Source organism: Nonomuraea gerenzanensis (genome assembly GCF_020215645.1).
GTDB classification, from domain to species: Bacteria; Actinomycetota; Actinomycetes; order Streptosporangiales; family Streptosporangiaceae; genus Nonomuraea; species Nonomuraea gerenzanensis.
Genome location: NZ_CP084058.1, coordinates 5,920,663 through 5,941,605, shown reverse-complemented (window position 1 = coordinate 5,941,605; position 20,943 = coordinate 5,920,663). Strand labels below are relative to the sequence as shown.

Annotated in this window: 22 protein-coding genes; 15 read left to right on the top strand and 7 right to left on the bottom strand. The window is 71.4% G+C overall.

The window, feature by feature from the left end; all coding sequences use genetic code 11:
* Positions 1-117 precede the first annotated feature (117 nt).
* The 3 genes from recD2 (at position 118) to LCN96_RS27760 (ending at position 4,186) form a co-directional block, all read left to right on the top strand.
* Positions 118-2,331 (top strand): SF1B family DNA helicase RecD2, encoded by a 2,214-nt coding sequence (gene recD2, locus LCN96_RS27770; protein ID WP_225275825.1) that lies wholly within the window; start codon positions 118-120, stop codon positions 2,329-2,331.
* A 131-nt stretch (positions 2,332-2,462) separates the two neighbouring features.
* Positions 2,463-3,659: a L,D-transpeptidase gene (locus tag LCN96_RS27765; RefSeq protein ID WP_225275824.1), complete on the top strand. Its 1,197-nt coding sequence runs from the start codon at positions 2,463-2,465 to the stop codon at positions 3,657-3,659.
* On the top strand, positions 3,656-4,186 hold the full coding sequence (locus LCN96_RS27760; protein WP_225275823.1) for a GNAT family N-acetyltransferase: 531 nt from the start codon (positions 3,656-3,658) through the stop codon (positions 4,184-4,186). Before LCN96_RS27765 ends, LCN96_RS27760 begins: the two co-directional genes overlap by 4 nt.
* A 25-nt stretch (positions 4,187-4,211) precedes the next feature.
* Here the strand turns inward: LCN96_RS27760 and LCN96_RS27755 are convergent, their stop codons facing one another.
* From LCN96_RS27755 to LCN96_RS27745, 3 genes are all read right to left on the bottom strand, one after another.
* Positions 4,212-5,162, bottom strand: coding sequence for a hypothetical protein (locus LCN96_RS27755; RefSeq protein WP_225275822.1), 951 nt, complete (start codon positions 5,160-5,162; stop codon positions 4,212-4,214).
* Between the two features lie 2 nt (positions 5,163-5,164).
* Positions 5,165-6,097: a hypothetical protein gene (locus LCN96_RS27750; RefSeq protein ID WP_225275821.1), complete on the bottom strand. Its 933-nt coding sequence runs from the start codon at positions 6,095-6,097 to the stop codon at positions 5,165-5,167.
* Between the two features lie 89 nt (positions 6,098-6,186).
* Positions 6,187-6,774 (bottom strand): hypothetical protein, encoded by a 588-nt coding sequence (locus LCN96_RS27745; protein ID WP_225275820.1) that lies wholly within the window; start codon positions 6,772-6,774, stop codon positions 6,187-6,189.
* Between the two features lie 386 nt (positions 6,775-7,160).
* Between LCN96_RS27745 and LCN96_RS27740 the strand changes: the two genes are divergently transcribed.
* Positions 7,161-8,183: a zinc-dependent alcohol dehydrogenase family protein gene (locus LCN96_RS27740; RefSeq protein WP_225275819.1), complete on the top strand. Its 1,023-nt coding sequence runs from the start codon at positions 7,161-7,163 to the stop codon at positions 8,181-8,183.
* Positions 8,184-8,319: 136 nt separating this feature from the next.
* The gene (locus tag LCN96_RS57135; RefSeq protein ID WP_311131929.1) at positions 8,320-9,177 is read left to right on the top strand and encodes a PQQ-dependent sugar dehydrogenase; all 858 of its coding nucleotides are present in this window, start codon (positions 8,320-8,322) and stop codon (positions 9,175-9,177) included.
* Positions 9,178-9,189: 12 nt separating this feature from the next.
* On the opposite strand, the gene LCN96_RS27730 is transcribed toward LCN96_RS57135, so the two are convergent.
* Positions 9,190-9,870, bottom strand: coding sequence for a helix-turn-helix domain-containing protein (locus LCN96_RS27730; protein ID WP_225275818.1), 681 nt, complete (start codon positions 9,868-9,870; stop codon positions 9,190-9,192).
* Between the two features lie 103 nt (positions 9,871-9,973).
* On the opposite strand from LCN96_RS27730, the gene LCN96_RS56700 reads away from it, so the two are divergent.
* The 3 genes from LCN96_RS56700 to LCN96_RS27715 all read left to right on the top strand — a co-directional run bounded on the left by LCN96_RS56700 (position 9,974) and on the right by LCN96_RS27715 (position 12,804).
* The gene (locus LCN96_RS56700; protein WP_263657528.1) at positions 9,974-10,777 is read left to right on the top strand and encodes a class I SAM-dependent methyltransferase; all 804 of its coding nucleotides are present in this window, start codon (positions 9,974-9,976) and stop codon (positions 10,775-10,777) included.
* Between the two features lie 196 nt (positions 10,778-10,973).
* Positions 10,974-12,455 (top strand): FAD-dependent monooxygenase, encoded by a 1,482-nt coding sequence (locus LCN96_RS27720; protein WP_225275817.1) that lies wholly within the window; start codon positions 10,974-10,976, stop codon positions 12,453-12,455.
* Positions 12,456-12,558: 103 nt separating this feature from the next.
* Positions 12,559-12,804, top strand: a complete 246-nt coding sequence (locus LCN96_RS27715; RefSeq protein ID WP_225275816.1) for a hypothetical protein — start codon at positions 12,559-12,561, stop codon at positions 12,802-12,804.
* 367 nt (positions 12,805-13,171) lie between these two features.
* Here LCN96_RS27715 and LCN96_RS27710 read toward each other — a convergent pair whose 3' ends face one another.
* Positions 13,172-13,402 (bottom strand): hypothetical protein, encoded by a 231-nt coding sequence (locus tag LCN96_RS27710; RefSeq protein WP_225275815.1) that lies wholly within the window; start codon positions 13,400-13,402, stop codon positions 13,172-13,174.
* A gap of 460 nt (positions 13,403-13,862) precedes the next feature.
* Between LCN96_RS27710 and LCN96_RS27705 the strand changes: the two genes are divergently transcribed.
* The 7 genes from LCN96_RS27705 to LCN96_RS27675 all read left to right on the top strand — a co-directional run bounded on the left by LCN96_RS27705 (position 13,863) and on the right by LCN96_RS27675 (position 18,592).
* Positions 13,863-14,498, top strand: coding sequence for a helix-turn-helix transcriptional regulator (locus LCN96_RS27705; protein ID WP_225275814.1), 636 nt, complete (start codon positions 13,863-13,865; stop codon positions 14,496-14,498).
* A gap of 47 nt (positions 14,499-14,545) precedes the next feature.
* Positions 14,546-15,520 (top strand): helix-turn-helix transcriptional regulator, encoded by a 975-nt coding sequence (locus LCN96_RS27700; RefSeq protein WP_225275813.1) that lies wholly within the window; start codon positions 14,546-14,548, stop codon positions 15,518-15,520.
* Positions 15,521-15,749: 229 nt separating this feature from the next.
* Positions 15,750-15,926: a recombinase family protein gene (locus LCN96_RS27695; protein WP_225275812.1), complete on the top strand. Its 177-nt coding sequence runs from the start codon at positions 15,750-15,752 to the stop codon at positions 15,924-15,926.
* Positions 15,875-16,114, top strand: a complete 240-nt coding sequence (locus LCN96_RS57465) for a helix-turn-helix domain-containing protein (RefSeq protein WP_225276074.1) — start codon at positions 15,875-15,877, stop codon at positions 16,112-16,114. The genes LCN96_RS27695 and LCN96_RS57465 overlap by 52 nt, the downstream gene beginning before the upstream one ends.
* A gap of 294 nt (positions 16,115-16,408) precedes the next feature.
* Positions 16,409-16,933, top strand: coding sequence for an abortive infection family protein (locus LCN96_RS27685; RefSeq protein WP_225275811.1), 525 nt, complete (start codon positions 16,409-16,411; stop codon positions 16,931-16,933).
* A 493-nt stretch (positions 16,934-17,426) separates the two neighbouring features.
* Positions 17,427-18,304, top strand: a protein-coding gene (locus LCN96_RS27680) for an IS5 family transposase (RefSeq protein ID WP_225276073.1) whose coding sequence is annotated in 2 segments (ribosomal slippage) — positions 17,427-17,805 and positions 17,805-18,304 — 879 coding nt in all. Because the reading frame shifts where the segments join, the coding sequence is not laid out codon by codon here.
* An 81-nt stretch (positions 18,305-18,385) separates the two neighbouring features.
* Positions 18,386-18,592, top strand: coding sequence for a hypothetical protein (locus tag LCN96_RS27675; RefSeq protein ID WP_225275810.1), 207 nt, complete (start codon positions 18,386-18,388; stop codon positions 18,590-18,592).
* Positions 18,593-18,864: 272 nt separating this feature from the next.
* Here the strand turns inward: LCN96_RS27675 and LCN96_RS27670 are convergent, their stop codons facing one another.
* Both LCN96_RS27670 and LCN96_RS27665 read right to left on the bottom strand, forming a co-directional pair.
* Positions 18,865-19,404, bottom strand: a complete 540-nt coding sequence (locus tag LCN96_RS27670) for a transposase (RefSeq protein WP_225275809.1) — start codon at positions 19,402-19,404, stop codon at positions 18,865-18,867.
* Positions 19,389-20,927 (bottom strand): Tn3 family transposase, encoded by a 1,539-nt coding sequence (locus LCN96_RS27665; RefSeq protein WP_225275808.1) that lies wholly within the window; start codon positions 20,925-20,927, stop codon positions 19,389-19,391. Before LCN96_RS27665 ends, LCN96_RS27670 begins: the two co-directional genes overlap by 16 nt.
* Between the last annotated feature and the right edge of the window lie 16 nt (positions 20,928-20,943).

Here is a 20,943-nt window from a genome sequence, read left to right as displayed (position 1 = left end):
GCGGGGCCCTTCAGATCCGCTTCACGAGTGCTTCACCGGCCGCGACGGTGCGGGCCTCCGTCTGTCGGCCGGCTGCTCTAATCTGGCCGAAAAGCACAGGCGGGAAAGGGGTTCCGGGTGAAGCAAGGGGCGGAGGGTCCTCCCGCGTCGACGATCGACGCGGTCCTCGAACGCATCACCTACGCCAACGAGGAGACCGGCTACACCATCGCCCGCGTGGCCACCGAACGCTCCGGCGCCGACCTGCTGACCGTCGTCGGCCCCCTGCTCGGCGCGCAGGTCGGCGAGTCGCTGCGGCTGCGCGGCCGCTGGACCTCCCACCCGCGCTACGGCCGCCAGTTCGAGGTGTGGTCCTACTCCACCGTGCTGCCCGCCACCGTCCAGGGCATCCGCCGCTACCTGGGCTCCGGCCTGATCAAGGGCATCGGCCCCAAGATGGCCGAGCGGATCGTCGACCACTTCGGCACCGCCACCCTGGACGTCATCGAGCAGCAGCCCGAACGCCTGGTGGAGGTGCCGGGGCTGGGCCCCAAGCGGACGAAGATGATCGCCGCCGCCTGGGAGGAACAGAAGATCATCAAGGAGGTGATGATCTTCCTGCAGGGGGTCGGCGTGTCCACCTCCATCGCCGTGCGCATCTTCAAGCAGTACGGCGACACCTCCATCTCCGTCGTCAAGAGCCAGCCGTACAAGCTGGCCGACGACGTGTGGGGCATCGGCTTCAAGACCGCCGACACCATCGCCCAGGCCGTCGGCATCCCCCACGACAGCCCCGAACGCGTCAAGGCCGGGCTGCGCTACACCCTGTCGCAGGCCGCCGACGACGGCCACTGCTACCTGCCGGCGCCCAACCTCGTCGCCGACGCCGTCAAGATCCTCGACGTGCCGCCCGACCTGATCACCGGCTGCCTGGAGGAGCTCGTCGCCGAGGAGGGCGTCGTGCGCGAGCTGGTCCCCGCCGGTGACAACGACGTCCCGGCCGTCTACCTGCCGCCCTTCCACCGCGCCGAGACCGCCCTGGCCGGCGGCCTGCTCACCCTGCTGCGCCACGGCCACGACCGGCTCAAGGCGTTCGCCGACGTCGACTGGGAGCGCGCCGAGACCTGGCTGCACGGCCAGACCGGCGCCGAGCTGGCCGACGAGCAGCGCCAGGCCGTCCGGCTGGCGCTCACCGAGAAGGTCGCCGTGCTGACCGGCGGCCCCGGCTGCGGCAAGAGCTTCACCGTGCGCTCCATCGTGCTGCTGGCCCGCGCCAAGCGCGCCAGGGTCATCCTGGCCGCACCCACCGGCCGGGCCGCCAAGCGCCTGGCCGAGCTGACCGGCCACGAGGCCACCACCGTGCACCGGCTGCTGCAGCTGCGCCCCGGCGGCGAGGCCACCTTCGACCGCGACAACCCCCTGGACGCCGACCTGGTGGTGGTGGACGAGGCGTCCATGCTCGACCTGCTGCTGGCCAACAAGCTCGTCAAGGCCGTCGCCCCCGGCGCGCACCTGCTGTTCGTGGGGGACGTGGACCAGCTGCCGTCCGTCGGCGCCGGCGAAGTGCTCAAGGACCTGCTGGCCGCCGACGACATCCCGCGCGTGCGCCTGACCCAGATCTTCCGCCAGGCGCAGGAGTCGGGCGTCGTCGTCAACGCCCACCGCGTCAACACCGGCCGCCACCCCGTCCTGGAGGGCATGGCCGACTTCTTCCTGTTCCCCTGCGAGGAGCCGGAGGAGATCGCCCAGCTGACCGTGGACGTCGTGGCCCGCCGCATCCCGCGCCGCTTCCGCCTCGACCCGCGCCGCGACGTGCAGGTCCTGGCCCCCATGCACCGGGGCGCCGCCGGCGCGGGCGCCCTGAACACCGCCCTGCAGGAGGCGTTGACGCCCGCCCGCGAGGGCATGCCCGAGCGCCGCTACGGCGGGCGCGTCTTCCGCGTCGGCGACAAGGTCACCCAGCTGCGCAACAACTACGACAAGGGCGCGGCGGGCGTGTTCAACGGCACCGTCGGGATCGTCACCGACATCCGCCCCGACGAGCACAAGCTGACCGTCCTGACCGACGAGGACGAAGCGGTCGACTACGCCTTCGACGAGCTCGACGAGCTGGCCCACGCCTACGCCGTCTCCATCCACCGCTCCCAGGGCAGCGAGTACCCCGCCGTCGTCATCCCGCTGGCCACCAGCGCCTGGATGATGCTGCAGCGCAACCTGCTCTACACCGCCATCACGCGGGCCAAGAAGCTCGTCGTCATCGTCGGCTCGCGGCGCGCGCTGGCGCAGGCCGTGCGGACGAAGGGGGCGGGCCGCCGCCACACCGGCCTGACCCACCGGCTGACGCGCCGCTGACCGGCCCGCCACCCCCTTCCCGCAGAAGTAATTGAAATGTGATCGAACTCTCCCAAAGGATTCCGCGTCTTACATGCAGGAGCATTAAGGTTTTTGGGGTGCCATTGTGGTGCCATGGGGAGAGGACAGAGTTGAACGTTGCGCCGGCTTGGAGGAGACCCGCCACCGCACTCGCGCTGCTCACGGCGGCTGCCCTGACGGCCTCGTGCTCCGGCGGCCCGGCCGCGCAACCGCCTGACGCCTCCCAGGCCACCACCACCGCCACCCCGCAGGCCCCCACCGTCAAGATCACCCCCGACGAGGGCGCCGCCAAGGTCAGCCCCGAGAAAAGAGTGATCGTCGCCGCCGCCGGCGCCCCGCTCGACAACGTCACCGTCGAAGCCGGCGGCGAGCAGCTCGAAGGCAAGTACAACGCCGACAAGACCCGCTGGGTCTCCAAGACCGCGCTGAAGCCGTCCACCAGCTACAACGTCTCGGCCACCGCCGGCGTCACCACCGCCACCAGCACCTTCACCACCGCCAAGCCCGAGCGCGCGCTGCAGGTCGTCGACGTCACCCCCAACGCCAAGGGCGAGACCCTCGGCGTCGGCGCCCCCATCATCGTCACCTTCAACCAGCCCGTCGACAACAAGGCGACCATCGAGCGTGCCCTGGAGATCGAGGCCGAAAAGCCCGTCGAGGGCGCCTGGCGCTGGATCAACGACACCGTCGTCATCTACCGCACCGCCAAGTACTGGCCCGCCCACCAGAAGGTCACCTTCAACGCCGACATCACCGGCATCAAGGGCGGCAAGGGCCTGTACGGGGTCAAGGACTACACCGCCAACCTCAAGATCGGCGCCAAGCAGATCAGCAAGGTCGACACACGCAAGAAGATGATGTACGTCTACAAGGACGGCAAACGCGTGCAGACCATGCGCATCAGCGCCGGCATGGCCACCACCCGCGAGTACACCACCACCTCCGGCGTCCACCTCACCATGGAACGCGGCAACCCCGTGCGCATGATCTCTCCCGGCCGCAAGAAGGGCGACCCCGGCTACTACGACGTCATGATCAACCACGCCGTCCGCATCTCCAACTCCGGCGAGTACGTCCACGCCAAGGACAACGTCTGGGCCCAGGGCGTGCGCAACGTCAGCCACGGCTGCATCAACGCCCGCCCCGACCAGGCCCGCTGGTTCTACGACAACGTGCAGCGCGGCGACGTCGTCGACATCACCGGCACCGACCGCGCGCTGGAGTGGAACAACGGCTGGGGCTTCTGGCAGATGCCGTTCTCCCAGTGGAAGAAGGGCAGCGCCCTGAACAAGAGCAGCAAGTCGTGACCCGCCCCCCGCACTCCACCACCACCAGCACCACCATCCGGGCCGGCCGCGACGGTGACGTGCCCGTCGTGCTGGCGATGTTCGACTCGGCCGTGGCCTGGCTCACCGCCCAGGGCCGTACCGGCCAGTGGGGCACCCGCCCCTTCACCGGCGACGCCAAGCGCACCCGGCAGGTCACCTCCTGGCTCGACGGCGGCGGCATGCGCATCGCCGAGCACGGCGGCGAGCCCGCCGGCTGCATCTGCGTCGGCCCCGCCCACGACTACGTCGCCCCGGCCGCCGAGCCCGAGCTCTACGTGCAGGCCCTGGTCATCGACCGCCGCCACGCCGGCCACGGCGTCGGCCGCACCCTGCTCGACTGGGCCGCCGAGGAGGGGCGCCGCCGGGGCGTGGGCCTGCTGCGGGTGGACTGCTACGCCGGGGACGACGGCCGGCTCGTGGGCTACTACGAAAGCTGCGGGTTCACCCGCGTCGCACCGTTCACCGTGGGGGAGTGGCCGGGCATGCTGCTGCAGCGCCGCCTGTAGCCACGTGAGCGCCACCCCCACCGGTTCACTCAGGGACGATCTTGAGCGATCTCACCACGGTGTGCACGTCCGGCCACAGCCGCCGGTGGGTGTCCGGAATGGTGATCCACAGGACGGCCGGGCGCGGGCGGCCGGTGTCCACGGCGATCGCGACCGACAGCTCCTGCGACGCCTGGCGCCCGTCCGGGCTCGGCGGCATCCGCATCATCCTGGCCAGCAGCCAGCCGCGGCGCACGGGCTGGGAGGCGATGTCCTGGCCGGTCGTGCCGGACGGGAACGCGCCGGCCTGCTTGTAGTCGAGCATCGCCCGGGCGGCGTCGTACATGCTGTCACCGGCGTCCAGCTCGGACCACAGGTGCTGGGAGTCCAGGTCCGCCCACCACTCGCGGTCGCCGTCCGGCCCGTAGCTCTCGGTCGGCAGCGTCTGGCGCAGGTTGTAGCGGCCGTCCTGGACGGGGCCGTCGCCGATGGGACGGCTGCGCCGCCACGGCGCGCCCAGCTCGGCGAACGACAGGCCCGTCTTGGGGTCGGTCACCCTGCCGATCGTCCGGGAGCCCTTGCCCGGCAGGCGGCGCAGCGTGACGACGGTCCCCTCCTCGATCCTGGTGACCACGAGATCGCTCGAGGCGGTGGGCGTCATCGTCGGGGTCGGGGTCGGGGTCGGGGTCGGGGTCGGGGTGGTGGAGGTGGGGGCGGGCGTGGGCGTCGCCGGGACCGGCGACGCGGGCGTCCGGGCGGGTGTCCGGGCGGGCGGGGCCGCCGTGGCGGGCGTGCCGGTGTCCGTCGCCAGGTTGAGGCCGACGACCAGTTCGGTGACGAGCGCGGCGGCGCCGAGCAGGCGGATCCACGCGGGGAACGGCGCGAGGAGGCCGCGCATGCGGTCCGAGGCCCGCAGGCGCCCGGACGAGCCGGTGTTCCCGGACGTGCGGGCACCGGTGCGGGTGGACGTGCTGGTGCGGTCGGAGGTCGCGGGCATGGTCAGGCCTTCCGGGAGAGCAGATCGGAGCCGGCGAGGCGGGCCTGCTCGACGCTGTCACGCAGCGACTCCTGCAGGTGGCGCGCGCGTTCGGACAGCAGCCCTACCTCCTCGGCCGCCAGGGGGTCGCGGGCCGTCCTGGACAGCAGCTCGCGGTAGGCGTCGTCGTCCTCGGCCAGGTCCTGCAGGGTCTGCCACTCGGCGTAGACGGCCTGCGCCTCCTCGGTGCGCCGGGCGTACTCCTCCAGGGCCGAGATCCGCCTGGCCAGGGCGCGGGTGGCGACCGTCAGCGCCTCCTGCTGGGAGGCGAGCACGGTGGAGATGCGCTCGGTGACGCGGCCGGTGCGGGCGGCGTCCTGCTCGCGGCGCAGGCGGGTCAGCTCGGTCAGCGTCTCGGCGATCTCCCACGCCTGGCGGGGCAGGGTGACCCGGTTGGCGACGCTGTCGAGCAGGCCGTCGCGGTCGAGCGGCGAGCCGAGCACGGTGGCGGTGGCGTCCACGGTGCGTTCCAGCAGCGCGGCGTCCAGGGGCTCCAGCATGCGGGCGTGCACGTACCGGCCGCTGTGGCGGCGGCCGTACCCGGCCACGGGCGATTCGCCGGCCAGAGCCAGCAGTGTCACGGCCGCGACGGCCTGCACGGCCAGGCCGCAGGCGAAGAACGCCGCGAAGCCGTACCCGATCCAGACGCCGAGCAGCGCCGCCTGCAGCAGCGCCGCGGCGGCGACCAGCAGCGGGCGGCGGTCCCGGCGGGCGAGCGCCGGCAGGAGAGGCACGAAGCCGCACAACGCCGACAGCGCCAGCGCCGCCAGGACGTCGCCGGCCGTGCGGCCGCCCCACGCGGGCCGCCGCGGCGGGGGTGGCAGGAGGTCGGGGTGGGCGGCCATCGCCCGGCGGTGCGCCTCGGGCAGGTCCGGGTGCAGGACGAGGGCGTTCATGATGCCGGCCGCCGTGTCGCGTGCGGGCGTGCTGCGTGCGGGCGTGCGGGCCTGGGGGTGAGGGGGGTGACTGTCATGCCGTTCCTGATCTACGCGTCGCCGGTCCGCACGGGGTGCGGCGATCTTCTCCGGGGGATCATCGCCGGGCGCGCTTGCACTCCGCTTGCAGGCGGGGTGACGGCGTTCAGGGGTGGTCGCGGGTGACGCAGGACGAGGGCGAGGTGCAGCCGCAGCCGCCCGGCGGTGGTGCCGAGCGGGAAGCCGAGAGGGCGGTTATGGGCAGGCGGTGGTGGGCAGAAGAGCACCGCTCGCAGGTCGCCGAGACAGGCCGAGCGAACGCCACCGTCCGAAAGAGCGCGCGCCGAAACGTCGTGGGCGGGGGTGAGCGCCGCGACCCGCGGCGGCGTGTGCGGGTCGAGCCCCATGAGGCGCAGGGCACGCGCCCAATCGGCCTCCGGAGCCGTGCCGGACAACGCGACCTCCACCAGCGCCTCCCCGCTGCGCCCCGGTGGCGGAGCAGGCCGCTCCAGCAGCGCCGCGGCCGCCCCCGCGGACATCACCACCGCGCGGCGGACGTCCCCGCCAGGATCGGCGCACACCTCACCGACACCCACACGGCACTCGGCCAGCCGCGCGGACCCACGCACCAGGGTGTCCAGAAAGATGCTCCCCGACATCCTCGACGCCCTGCAGCGCGGGCTGCGCGCCTGAGCCCTTCGACGCGGCCCTTCTCCAGCCGGGTGCAGTAGTCGGTGCTCACTCCGGCCGGCACGGCGGCCTCCTCGCGGCGCGGCCCGGGGCACGCGGTGCCGCCCGCCTGCTGCGGGGTGATCCCAGCGCCGACACAGCCGGCGACACAGCCGGTCACCTGACCGGCACCGCCGGACGAATCCGGGCGGGCAAAGCAACGTCCTGCCGGAGGCCATCTTCTGGTGGGGCGGTGACCATCCGGCCCGGATACGGAAAGCGGGAGACCTGAAGGGGGAGGCGGGCCTCGCGCGCCGGCACGGCATGCCAGGCAACCAGCCCGCCCGGACTCATGGCCAGCCAAGGAGATGCCATCATGCGAGGAGCAGTTCTGTACGCCCCGGGCGACGTCCGCGTCGAGGACCGCCCGGACCCGGCCATCGTCGAGCCGACGGACGCGATCATCCGCCTGACCGCCACCTGCATCTGCGGCTCCGACCTGTGGCCCTATCGCGGGGTGGACGAGGCCGAGGGCCCCGCGCCGATGGGGCACGAGTACGTCGGCGTGGTGGAGGAGGTCGGCAGCCAGGTCACCACGATCCGGCCGGGCCAGTTCGTGGTCGGCTCGTTCTGCGCCTCCGACAACACGTGTGAGATCTGCCGGTCCGGCTACCAGTGCGCGTGCGTGCAGCGCGTGCTGATGGGCACCATCGGCACCCAGTCACAGTACGCCCGGATCCCGCTGGCCGACGGCACCCTGGTGGCCACCCCCGGCATGCCGGAGGCGGACCTGGTGCCGGGCCTGCTGGCCGCCTCCGACGTGCTGGGCACCGGCTGGTTCGCCGCCGTCGCCGCCCAGGCGGGGCCCGGCAAGACCGTCGCCGTCGTCGGTGACGGCGCGGTCGGCCTGTGCGGGGTCCTGGCCGCCAGGCAGCTCGGCGCCGAACGCGTCATCGCCATGAGCCGCCACGCCCCCCGCCAGGAGCTGGCCCGCCACTTCGGCGCCACCGACATCGTCACCGAACGCGGCGAGGACGGCGTGGCCGCCATCAACGAGCTGACGAACGGGCTCGGCGCGCACAGCGTCCTGGAGGCGGTCGGCACCCAGGAGTCGATGATGCAGGCCATCCACTCCACCCGCCCGGGCGGGCACGTCGGGTTCGTCGGCGTCTCCCACGATGTCGCGCTGCCTGGAGATGAGCTGTTCATGTCCGTGGCGCACCTGCACGGCGGCCCCGCCCCCGTCCGCCAGTACCTGCCGCACCTCATCGAGCTGATCGGCGAGCGCGTCATCGATCCCGGCCGGGTGTTCGATCTGACGTTGCCGCTGGAGGAGGCGGCCGAGGGGTACCGGGCGATGAACGAACGCCGCGCCATCAAGGTCCTCCTGCAGCCCTGACGGCTCTGGCGCGCGTGTGCACCGCTTGGCCGGCCGCCGGTAGGTGAAGCTGATCCTTTACACCCCTTTTCGCGTCGTTGTGATGGATTGGCTTCCTGTGCGGCACGATCCGGGACCGATCGGAAGATGGAGACGCATGCGCACGACCCTGTGGGCCGCCCCGGTAGCGGCGCTCCTGCTGAGCACGGGCATCGCCGCGTGCGGCACCAGCACCGGCGCGCCCGCCCCGAACGCCCGGACCGCCCCGAGCACCACGGATACCAGCCCGGCCCCCAGCGCCGTCCCCTCCACCGCCGACCCCAGCAACACCGTCGCCACCAGTACCGTCCCCACCAGCACCGCGGCCGGATCCCCGTCCGCCACCTACGACCTGGGCACGCCGGAGGAGCTCGCCCGCGGCATCGACGTCCCCTGGGGGCTGACGTTCCTGCCCGGCGGCGACGCGCTGATCGCCGAACGCGACACCGGCCGCATCCTGCGCCTGACCCCCGGCGGTGACCCGGCGCCCGGCAACCCCACCCCGGGCTCCCCGGTCTACAGTCGCGGCCACCGCAACGTCCAGGGCCTGGCCTGGGACGCCGAGGGCCGCCTGTTCGCCACCGAGTTCGGCCAGAACGACCTCGACGAGGTCGACCTCATCCAGCCGGGACGCAACTACGGCTGGCCCCGCGTCGAAGGCAAGGGCGACACCGCCGGCGGACGCTACACCGACCCGCTGGTCACCTGGCCCGTCTCGGAGGCGTCCCCGTCCGGGATGGCGATCGCGGGCTCCACCGCCTACGTCGCCGCACTGCGCGGCGAACGGCTCTGGGCCGTGCCCCTGAACGGCGGCACCGCGGGCGAGCCCGCCGCACACCTCGACGGGCGCTACGGTCGGCTGCGCACGGTGCAGGTCGCGCCGGACGGCGCCCTGTGGGTCACCACGTCCAACACCGACGGCCGAGGCGACCTGCGTGACGGCGACGACCGCGTCCTGCGCTTCCCGGCCCGCTGACACACGCCGAAGCTAACTCTCGACCGCCCGCGCCGCACCGCCTGTGACCGCCCGCACCGCGCCGGCCACCGCCGCACCGCCGGCGCCGGCCCGCGCCGCGCCGCCCGTGACCGACGCAGGCGCCGCACGGACGTGCGCCCGCTCGCCCTGCTTGCCGATGAGACTCAGAAACTCCACAGGACCAGCGCTGGTGGCCCCGAACCAGTGCGGGATACGCGTGTCGAACTCCGCGGCCTCCCCGGGCGTCAGCCGCAGATCATGCTCCCCGAGAACGAGCCGCAACGTCCCGTTGAGCACGTACGCCCAGTCGTAACCCTCATGGGTGCGCAGCTCCGGCGCGGCATCGTCCCGCCCGGCGGGCAGGACGAACTTGTAGGCCTGGATCCCGCCGGGCCTGCGCGTCAGCGGCAGGACGACCGAGCCGTCGGCGCAGGCGATGGGCCGCAGGTTGACGCGGGGATCGCCGGTAGGCGGCGCGTCGACCAGCTCGTCGAGCGTGACCCCGTAGGCGCGGGCCAGCGGCAGCAGCTGCTCCAGCGTGGGCCGCCGCAGGCCTGACTCCAGCCGCGAGAGCGTGCTGGCGGAGATGCCGGTCTGCGCCGCGAGGCCGGCCAGCGTCACGTCCCGCTGCAGCCGCAGGCGCTTCAGCCTGGGCCCGACGGCGTCCAGTGTGCGGTCCACGATGTCGTCCACCCGGCCATTTTGCCATTCGGCAACAGCGTTTGCGCATCCGCCCGCCCGGTCGCCACCATGAGGCACCAGACGCGTACACGACCGGGAACGAGGAAGACCACCCATGACGCACGCCTTCGACAAGGACTACTGGGAGCGGCACTGGAACCAGGGGCACGCCTCCATGGGCGGCAGCCCGCCGAACCCGTACCTCGCGCGTGAGCTCGGCGACCTGAGCCCGGGCACGGCCCTGGACGCCGGCTGCGGCGGCGGCGCCGAGGCGATCTGGCTGGCCATGCGCGGCTGGCAGGTCACCGCCGCCGACATCTCCGCCCACGCCCTGGCCGGCGCCGCCGAACGCGCGGCGCAGGCGGCGGGCGCGGCGGCCGGACGCCTGCGCTGGGTGGAGGCCGACCTGACCACCTGGGAGCCCGGGGAGATGTTCGACCTGGTCATGACCCACTACGCGCACCCGGCGATGCCGCAGCTCGACTTCTACGACCGCATCGCCGACTGGGTGGCCCCGGGCGGCACCCTGCTCATCGTGGGCCACCTGCACACCCCCCACACCCCCCACACCCCCCACACCCCCCACACCCCCCACACCCCCCACACCGCCGACACCGCCGCCTCCGCCCACGGGCCCTCCGGCCACGGCGCCCAGGCTCACGGCTCCACGACTCCCGGTCACGACACGCCGCATCACGGCAGCCCGCGCCACGGGCACGGCGCCTCAGGTCACGGGCATGACGCCTCAGGTCACGGGCACCATCCACCGGCCGAAGCGTCGGCCACCCGCGCCGCCATCACCGCCCGCCTGCACGCCCCCCGCTGGGACATCATCACCGCCGAGGAGCACCAGCGCACCCCCGCCGGCCGCGCGGCGCCCCTCCACGACGTCGTCGTGCGCGCCACCCGCCGCCCCTGACCCACCCACCGGAAAAGGATTGGACGCGATCATGGCCGGGCCTGTAGCTTGCGCATGACCGTGACACCGCCCGAGGAGGTGAGACCCATGAACGCTGTATCGATGTGGGTGCTCCCCTCCCAGTCGCGGTCGGGCGATTGACGTAGGTGTCGCCGGGAGCGCCTCACCCACCAGGCACTCCCGAAAGGCAACACTCATGCGTCATCAGCACGTCACCGCCGGGCCGCCGTCCCCCGACCTCGATGTGATCATCGCCGGCTGCGGGCCGACCGGCGCGACACTGGCCGCCGAGCTCCGACTGCACGGGGTACGGGTCCTCGTCCTGGAGAAGGAGACCGAGCCCTCGTCGTTCGTCCGCATCGTCAGCCTGCACATGCGCAGCCTGGAGCTGATGGCGATGCGCGGGCTGCTGGAGCACCTGCTCCAGCACGGCAGGCGACGCCCGGTCGGCGGCATCTTCGCCGCCATCCCCAAGCCCGCCCCCAAGAACCTCGACTCCGCCTACGCCTACCTGCTGGGCCTCCCGCAACCGGTCATCGAACGGCTGCTCGCCGAACACGCTGCCGCGCTGGGCGCCCAGATCCGGCGCGGCCACGCGGTCACCGGCTTCGAGCAGGACGACGACGGGGTGACGGTCGAGCTGGCCGGAGGGGAGCGGCTGCGTGCGCGCTACCTCGTCGGCTGCGACGGCGCCCGCAGCACGGTACGCAAACGGCTCGGCGTCGGCTTCCCCGGCGAGCCCTCGCGGGCCGACACGCTGATGGGCGAGATGAAGGTGGGCATGCCGCAGGAGGACATCGCCGCCGTGCTGAGCGGGCTGCGCCAGATCCGCCACCCCTTCTGGCTGCGCCCCTTCGGCGCGGACGTCTACAGCGTCGTGGTCCCGGCCGCGGAAGTCAGCGACCGCACGCAACCGCCCACCCTGGACGATTTCCGGCAGCAGCTGCGCGCCGTGGCCGGCACCGACTTCGGCGTGCACTCCCCGCGCTGGATGTCCCGCTTCGGCGACGCCACCCGGCTGGCCGAGCGGTACCGGGACGGCCGGGTGCTGCTGGCCGGCGATGCGGCCCACATCCATCCGCCCATCGGCGGGCAGGGCCTGAACCTGGGCGTCCAGGACGCGTTCAACCTCGGCTGGAAGCTGGCCGCGCAGATCCGCGGCTGGGCGCCGGAACCGCTGCTGGACACCTACCAGGCCGAACGCCGTCCGGTCGCCGCGGACGTGCTGGACAACACCCGCGCCCAGACGCACCTGCTCTCGGACGGGCCGGGCGCGCAGGCCGTGCGCAGGCTGCTGACCGAGCTGATGGACTTCGAGGAGGTGAACCGCCACCTGATCGAGAAGATCACCGCGATCGGCGTCCGCTACGACTTCGGCCCGGGCCCCGATGGTCCCGATGGCCCCGACCTGCTCGGCCGCCGCCTGCCCGACATCGACGTGAAGCAAGGCCGCCTGTACGGCCTGCTGCATCGGGGCCGCGGCCTCCTGCTGGACCGCACCGAACGCCTGACCGCCGGCGGCTGGTCGGACCGGGTCGATCTGCTCGCGGATCCCACCGCGGACCTGGACGTCCCGTGCGTCCTGCTCCGTCCCGACGGTCACGTCGCCTGGATCGGCGACGATCAGCAGGACCTGGACGAGCAGCTGTCCCGCTGGTTCGGCTCACCTGCCGGCTGAGGGGGTTCCGGTAGCAATGAAGAAATTTCCAACGAAGCAGCATCTGAGCTGCGATGATGCTGGCTCCATCGGTTAAGGTCGCGATTCGCTTACCGTGTGGAGCATGAGTGACAAGCCGGAGTTCGGGTACGGCGCGGGCGGTCGCCCGCTATGGACGGCGCGGGACCGGGACGCCGAGATGATCTGGGCGGTGATGCACACGGCGGGACGGCGGGAGTTCGGCGCCCGGGTAGGACAGGCGGCCGCGTCCGGCGACGGGACAGTTGCCGACGGCCGCGGGGGTGCGCCGGCGAAGGCGCGCTGCGGCGCCGGCACCATGAGCAGCAGACCGAACAGATGTGGTGCCTGACCCCTGGCGACCAACGCGATCGTCTGCTGGTTCACCGAGTACCACGGCCTCGGCGTGGCCGCCCTGCGCCGGACCGGCCGCTAGATCGACGACGAGGTCCTGGTACACCTCTGGCCGGCCCACCAGGAGAACGTGCACTGCTACGGCACCCACTTCGTCGACATTGACGGTGAGCTCGCCCAGCTCGACCACGACGGCTACCGGCCGCTGGGGCTGGCTGAGATCGCCTCAGCAGCAAGCCGCTAACCCCGCTGCCGGCCGAGACCTGACCGGGATTGCGGGTGCGTGCGCCGCCGACGCTGCCGACGGTGAAGGTGTCGCCGCGGCAGACGCTGGCCCAGCATCGGCTGTGCTCGGTCGGCGGTGCTCAGCTGCCGAGCATGAGGTGACTGCGGCGGGTTTCTGCCGTGCGGGCGCGTGTCCGTTCGATGAGCAACGCGGATGTGGCGACTGCTTCGGCCGCCGTGCACCAGGCGGCGTCGGCGGCGCGGCGTGCCTGTTCGGCGTGGACGAGCCGCTGCGATGCGCGCTGGCGTGCCTGTTCGGCGCGGGCGAGCCGCTGCGATGCGCGCTGGTGTGCGGTCGCGGTGTCGTCCACTCTCATAGGCGACCCCGGGTTGACGTCGGCGGCAATCCAGGCGGATGGTGAAGTTCGCTGGACGGGCGAACGCGACGCTTGACACGCATCAGGTGTGGTGCCCCGGCGAAGGGAGCGGGCCCATGGCTGCGCCGGCGTCTCACCTGCCGATCGAGCGTGTCGCGATGCGCTCCGGCGATCTGGACTGGGTACGTGAAATGATCAGCCAGCGGTACACCGATCACGTTCGCCGCGTGCGGGGAGATGTTCGCCGGTTCGGGTTCCGCTCGGAGTTCGCGGCGGCCGGGGCGCTGAGTGTGGATCGAGTCCGTTACCAGGCGTGCATGGCGGTCACCGCCGATCCGCACGACACCATGCTGATCACCAGCATGCGCGGTGGCGGACTCGACGTGTCGACCGAGCAGCAGCGCTGCCAGGCGGCGGCGGCGAGGCGCTGTTGTTGCCCCAGGCCGGTCTTGACGTGGTGCAGGACTGGCCGGCCTGCGAGGTGGTCCAGTTTCCGGTCGAGGCGGTGACCCGGATCGCCGAGCAGTTCGGCGTCGCGCCGGCCGATTTCCGGTTCGACGCGATGACCGCCGTATCGCCTGCGGCGAACCGGCGGTGGCTGGCCACCCACACCTACCTCGCCCGGCTGCTGGACACGGCCGGCGACACCGGCATCCCGGTGCTGCTGCTGACCGCGGCGATCGACACCGCGGCCGCCGCGGCGCTGAGCGTGTTCCCCAACACCACCATGCGCGTGGACTACGTTGCCGGCCCGGACCGGGTGCCGCCGACGACGGTGCGCCGCGCGGTCGCCTACATCGACGCGCACGCCGACCAGCCGGTCACCGGCGAGGACATCGCCGCCGCGGCCGGTGTCAGCGTCCGCGCGCTGCAAGCCGGCTTCCGCCGGCACCTGGACACCACCCCGCTGGGCTACCTGCGCCGGGTCCGGCTCGAGCGCGCCCACCGTGACCTGCAAGCCGCCGACCCCACTACCGGCGCCACCGTCGCCGCCATCGCCCGCCGCTGGGGTTTCACCGACCTGAGCCGGTTCGCCGCCGACTACCGTAGAACCTTCGGCCGCCTGCCCCGTCACACCCTGCACCATTAGCGGCCTGGCCCGGACCAGACGGCTGTCATCCGAAGGAGGGCTTCACGGTGAGCACACAGGTGTACGAGGCGCATAACGTCGATGCCGCCGAGCAGCTCATCAGTGAGCTGTTCACCCTGGTGCGGCTGCGGGTGTCCGGCGGGAACGGAACCATGCGCCTGGCCCGCACCAGTCTGGGCGACCACGTGGCGCTCAACCGGTTCACCTTCGGGATGGGGTACACCACTCAGGGGCCCGCCTTGGGCGTCATCCCGATCGCCCGGATCCGGGCGGGCACCGTCACGAACTGCTACGACGGCCACGAGCACGACAACGGCCCCGGCGATGTGATGATCTCGCTGCCGCCTGACCGGGACTGGCAGGGCATCGCCGCCAATCTCGATTCGGAAACCGTCTACCTGGACCCGGCCCTGCTCGCCCAGGTGGCCGACGGGCCGCCCCGGACCGGACCGGTCCTACGGTTCACCGGGCACCGGCCGGTCTCCGCCGCCGCCGCCCGCCTCTGGTCCGACACCTACGACTTCGTCCTGGCTACCGTCGACACCCTGCCGGCCGGCACCGGATCCCTGCTCACCGGCAGCCTGGCCCGGCTGCTCACCGCGACCGCCCTGACCGTCTTCCCGAACAACGCCCGCACCGACCCGACCAGCGCCGACCGGCACGACGCCCACCCCGCCACCGTGCGCCGCGCGGTCGCGTTCATCGACGCCCACGCGCACGCCGACATCAGCGTGGCCGACATCGCCGCCGCCTGTCACGTCAGCATCCGCGCCGTGCAGCTGGCGTTCCGCCGCCACCTGGACACCACCCCCCTGGCCTACCTGCGCCGCGCCCGGCTGGCCGGCGCCCACCACGAGCTGCGCACCGCCGACCCGGTCACCGCCACCGTCACCGCGATCGCCGCACGCTGGGGCTTCCCCCGCCCCAGCCGGTTCACCGCCACCTACCGGGCCACCTACGGCGTCACGCCCTCCCGCACCCTGCGCAACGATGGAATCGACCCTGCCACGGGCGGCCCGTAGCTGGTCCGACAACGCCAGCAGTGGATCTGGTCTCCAGCAGCACGGCCCGGCCGTAGTTTCCAGCGAAAACAACTCGACAGGACGTTGATCTTGACGGGCGGCACCCGCCAGCCGATACGCCCCAGGCGACCACTCTCAGTTACCTCGGCCTCTGCCTCAGCGGAGAACCGACGACAGTTGAATAGGCGAGCTCACCAGACGCGGACCCGAGCGGGGGCCCGAGAAGGGCGTGGGCCTGCACGTCATCGAGCAGGGCATCGACACCTCCACGGCCGAAGGCAGGGCCATGTTCGGAATGCTGTCCGTGCTGGCCGAACTCCAACGCGAGCTGATCGTGGCAACACCCGTGAAGGCCTGGCCGCTGCCCGCGCCCGAGGCCGCCACGGCGGCCGCCGACCGCGCCTGAGCGCACACCAGGCCGAGCTCGCCCAAGACCTCTACGACGCCGGCAAACACACCGTCCAGCAGATCGCCGACATGTTCAGCGTCCCCCGCTCCACCGTGTACGGATACCTCGACAAGGCCAGCATCGGCAGACGACCTCAACCGGCCGGCGACAGCGCCGTCCCAGCCCGAGACGGCAGCGCGGCATGAGCGACCTGATCAGCAGGACGACGCGCGGCCTGTTCCGTGACCTGATGACCGGCAGCACGCTCGGTGAAATCGGCGCGGCATTCCAGGATGAGCTGTTCGCACCCAACCCGGACTGCACCTACCAGGACAGCAGTTCCCGAAGAACTCTCACCCAGGAGTACCTGGAGGCGGTGGACTGGAGCGACATCAACCAAGTCAACCGGGTACTGCGCGTCTTCGAGCGCCTCGTGCAAGGGCTCGAACCGCAGTACAGCGCCAAGTTCCTCAACGCCCTGCGCCGCGACGGGTACGCCGTTGACGAGGAGACCGGCCGCATCACGCCGGATCGGACCGCGGTTCGCGCCGGACTCCCTCAAGAACGTCACCGACGCCTCCGCCATCCGTCAGCAGCTCAGCCGTATCCAACGCGCCATCCTCGACGACCCCGCCCTCGCCGTAGGCAGCGCCAAGGAACTCATCGAGAGCACCGCCAAGGTCGTCCTGAAGGAACGTGGCCTGCCCATCGACGACAAGGCCGACCTCCCCGCTCTCGTACGGGAAGCCCAACAGGCTCTCGGCCTACATCCCTCATCGACGACTCCCGGCCCCGACGGCAGCGACGCAGTCAAGAAGATCCTCGGCGCGGTCTCCAGCATCGCCATCGGCCTGGCAGAACTGCGCAACCGCGGCTACGGCACCGGCCACGGACCGGCCAGCGCACCCGCTGGGCTCGGCGCTCGCCATGCACACCTGGCCGTCAACGCGGCCTTCACCTGGTGCCAGCTCATCCTCGACACGCTCGCCGACCCGAAGGCTCCGTGGCGGAAGGGAGACGACTGATCACCTCTGCCCAGCAGGCAGCCGGGGGAATCATGTCGTCGTTAGTGTTGATTCCTGTACCGGCCTTCCGCAGCCCGGGTATCCGACAAGGGTAGACCGTCGCCGACTCCTGACACCGCATTGAGGCCACCCGCAGGCTACTCAAGATCAAATATTTGTGGTGCTGGGACAGCTACACAAGCGTGGGGCCATCTACGTCCGGCTCGGCGAGGAGACCTCCGCCCGCCTCACCGCCGAGAACGACGAGCATCACCGCCGACACCGCCGCTGACGTCGCATCCCACATGCCGGGATCACGGAAAACGGCGATGTGGTGCCCTTGCAGCCCGCTCCCTTGAGGCAGTTGCCGAGGTACAGACCTAGGGCGTGTTTCAGAAGTGATCTGAGCGGCGATTGCTCACGGTGTCGTAGATCGACAAAAGAAGAGGTCTCCGGTAGATGAGTCAACGACCAAGAAGACCATCTGCACGGAGACCTCGTGGACACCTTACCGGTGGCGGAGCGGGCTGATCTGACCGATGCGCAGTGGGCGGTGCTGAAGCCGCTGCTGCCGGTCGGCTGCAAGCCAGGGCGCCCGCCGATCTGGACGAAACGGCAGCTCATCGACGGGATCCGGTGGCGGGTACGGGTGGGTGCGCCGTGGCGGGACGTGCCGGAGCGGTACGGATGCTGGCAGACGATCTACGGGTTGTTCCGGCGCTGGCAGCGGGCCGGCATCTGGCAGCGGATCCTGACCGCCTCGCAGGCTCGGGCGGACGCGGCCGGGCTGATCACGTGGGATGTGAGTGTCGATTCCACCGTGTGCCGGGCTCATCAGCACGCCGCCGGGGCGCGGAAAAGGGGGATCTGCAGGTCGAGTCGCCGGGCGGTGTGCGCGAGGAGCCGGCTGATCACGGGCTGGGGCGTTCCCGCGGGGGCCTGAGCACCAAGCTGCACCTGGCGACCGAGCAGGGCCGCAGAGCCTTGTCGATCGTGCTGACCGCCGGGCAGCGGGGTGACAGTCCGCAGTTCACGGCGGTCCTGGAGGGGATCCGGGTGCCGCGCCTGGGCGGGGGCCGCCCCCGTACCCGGCCCGACCTGGTGCTGGCCGATAAGGCCTACAGTTCGCGCGGCAACCGCCGGTACCTGCGCAGGCGCGGCATCAAGGCCACCATCCCGATCAAGCTGGACCAAGCCGCCGCCCGGCGCAGGAAGGGGTCCCAGGGCGGTCGGCCACCGGCCTTCGACCCCGAGTCCTACAAACTGCGCCACGCGGTGGAATGCGGCATCAACCGGCTCAAGGGCTACCGAGCGGTGGCCACCCGCTACGACAAGCTCGCCGTGCGCTACGAAGCGACCGTCCACATCGCCGTGATCGACACCTGGCTATGAACCCACCACTTCTGAAACACGCCCTAGATCAACTGCTTAGCGTTGTTTTGGTCTGGAAACTACGGACCGGCCTGGGCCCGCGTGTGGCTGGTGTTGGCGTGCCGCCCAACTCGCCTGCAGACGTTCGCGCTGTTCGCGCAGGCTGCGGCAAATCTCTCGGGTCATCTCGGCGATACGCCGGCTGTCGCGGTGAATCGCGTGGGCCTGCTCTTTGAGCAGGGCCGCGGTGCGCAGGATCTGCTGGCGGGCCGCGGGATCACCGCTGGCCGCGCGGCCTTGCCCTGGTGATGGGTCTCTATCGGTGCGCATGCCGCTCCGCCTGCTTCATGAGCCGTGCTGCCAGCCTTCAACCCGGACCGGTCCGCCGATAGCACCATTAACGAAGCATCACCCCCGCCGCTGCCCACGAAACGAAACGACCCAACGTCAAGCCGTGCACGGACGTCACCCGGACGGGGTGATCGCAGGAAGCCGGTCGCCGCATCAAGGCCGTGGACCTCTTTCACCCGCCGACGCCGCAACCAGCGCGGGCCGGCTTCACGGCGCGGCGCGGAGTCGGCTCAGGGCCTCAACTGCGGCTCGCGCGGTTGCGCGGGCCGCAGCGGCCGCCATCCGCCGCCATCGAGCTTGGCCAGCTCCGCCTCGACGTCGACGGTGATGACACCGAAGAAGTTGATGTTGTCGCTGTGGCCGGGCGAGATGTGCGACAGGATCTCATCGCTCACCTGTCGGCCCTGGGAACGCAGCTTAAGCACCGCTCTGGAATAATATTCCGTCGTCCAGGCGACCACGGAGTTGGTCAGCAGGGTCAGGCACCACGCGTGCTCGGTCTGCTGCTCCAGATGCGGGCGGGTGATGGTGCCCTGCTGGGCGTAGTGCAGGTCGCGGCGCAGCGCGTGCAGGGACTCGCCCTTGTTGAGCTGGCGGGAGATCTTCCGCCGATACGCCGGATCGGACAGGTATGTGGCCAGGTGGACGGTCCTTCGGAGCATGCCCCACTCCTTGAGTGCGGCGGCCAGGGTGTTCTGCCGGGAGGCGGCCGACCACTTGCCGACGATCAGGGAGGCGCTGGCCTGACCGTACTTCAGCGACCCGGCCATCCGCAGCAGGTGGCGCCATGGGAATCGGTCGCGTGCTCATCAATCGGCAGATCGGTGGCGTTACCCAGGAAGTCGTCCAGCACGTAGTGCGCCTCCCGCGCGGTGGGCACGATGACCTTCGTGCCGTAGGTCGACCACTGATCGGAGACGTGGGTGTAGGTCGACAAAACCTGCCCGCCGTGGATGAGCATGTGCCGGCCGGTCAGACTCTTGCCGCGGAGCGGGAAGCGCTGCCCGTCGGAGGAGGACATGGTGGCGCCGCCGAACACCTTCGACAACGGCAGCTGGTAGTGGTGGTTGACGATGACGGTGTTGGACTCGCGCAGTGTCTCCTCCCGGATGTACCACTCCAGCGTCCAGGCCAGCACGTCATAGGACACCCCGCATGCCTCCGACATGCGCGACAGGCCCAAGTTCGTGGCCAGGGCGATCAGCACGGCCAAGATGTTGCGCTTGGTCTCCATCGAGGTGATCAGCTTGCGGCCGCCGGCGTGGGTGAAGCAGTCCAGAAAGTGCGTGCGCGCATCCAGCTCGACCAGCAGCGAGGCGATCGGCGCGAACGGCGATCCTGGCCTCGGTGGGCACGTCCTCGGCCGACAGCGGCGGCACCACCAGCTGATCGTCGTCATCCAGGCGCACCGCGCCGACCTCATCGGGCGCCGCGCCGGCCAGCGCGCTCTCCAGCTCGGCCAAGGCGGCGTGCAGCTCAGCCTTGCCCTGGGCCAGGGCCTCGGCCGCGTCGGCGGGCTTGCCGACCAGGCGGCAGTAGGCGGCTTGACCGACACATCAATCCGGTGGGCGTCGATGCCGCGCAGCCAGGCCAGCTTGTCGATCGCGGTCTTCACCGCCGCGGCCGAGGCGTCCTTGGCCGGATGAGTCAGCCACTCCAGCCGGGTCATCGCCAGGGTCGCATCGACTGCCAGCATCCGCTCCAGATCGGCGCGGACCTCCTCGGTCAGCAGGTGCCCCACCAGCTGCGAGGTCAGATCGGAAGCCGCCCGGCGCGCGGTGCCCACCATCTTGGCCAGCACCAGCGCGCCGGGCCGGATCACCTTGGCCGCCATCAGATACTCGCGCGCCAGGTTGAACAGCAGCGTCGGCGCGTCGTGCTCCATCGCCCGATCCAGCAGGAACTGCTCCAGCTCCTTCATCGCGGTGCTGCCGGCCGGGGCGCTCTTCCACCCCAGATATGTGGCGATCTCGGCCAGGTGGTCGGAGCGGGTCTGCGCCCGCTGCCCGTACAGCTTCAGCGCCGCCGGGCCCACCCCCAGCCGCTCGGCCAGGCGGGCCACGGCCGCCGCCGGCGCCGCGGCCACCTCATCGGGCACGAACCCCAGCCACGGCAGCGTACAGAGCTGGACCAACATGCCCAGCCGGTCGACCGGGCCCCGCCCCCGCCCCGGATCGACGAACGCCACATCCGCCGCCGTCGGGGTGAAGTACCGGATCAACTCATCGCTGCTGATCTCCGGGAACGATCGCAGCTGCTCCAGTTGCTCCTCGGAGAACATCTTCTCTGACAACGCACCACTCCACGCG

What these genes read in the sequence shown, in the direction of transcription:
- LCN96_RS27755 (WP_225275822.1), bottom strand. Translation starts at nt 5,162, where the DNA reads ATGCCCGCGACCTCCGACCGCACCAGCACGTCCACCCGCACCGGTGCC.
- LCN96_RS27750 (WP_225275821.1), bottom strand. Translation starts at nt 6,097, where the DNA reads ATGAACGCCCTCGTCCTGCACCCGGACCTGCCCGAGGCGCACCGCCGG.
- LCN96_RS27745 (WP_225275820.1), bottom strand. Translation starts at nt 6,774, where the DNA reads ATGTCGGGGAGCATCTTTCTGGACACCCTGGTGCGTGGGTCCGCGCGG.
- LCN96_RS27740 (WP_225275819.1), top strand. Translation starts at nt 7,161, where the DNA reads ATGCGAGGAGCAGTTCTGTACGCCCCGGGCGACGTCCGCGTCGAGGAC.
- LCN96_RS57135 (WP_311131929.1), top strand. Translation starts at nt 8,320, where the DNA reads ATGCGCACGACCCTGTGGGCCGCCCCGGTAGCGGCGCTCCTGCTGAGC.
- LCN96_RS56700 (WP_263657528.1), top strand. Translation starts at nt 9,974, where the DNA reads ATGACGCACGCCTTCGACAAGGACTACTGGGAGCGGCACTGGAACCAG.
- LCN96_RS27720 (WP_225275817.1), top strand. Translation starts at nt 10,974, where the DNA reads ATGCGTCATCAGCACGTCACCGCCGGGCCGCCGTCCCCCGACCTCGAT.
- LCN96_RS27715 (WP_225275816.1), top strand. Translation starts at nt 12,559, where the DNA reads ATGAGTGACAAGCCGGAGTTCGGGTACGGCGCGGGCGGTCGCCCGCTA.
- LCN96_RS27670 (WP_225275809.1), bottom strand. Translation starts at nt 19,404, where the DNA reads ATGGCCGGGTCGCTGAAGTACGGTCAGGCCAGCGCCTCCCTGATCGTC.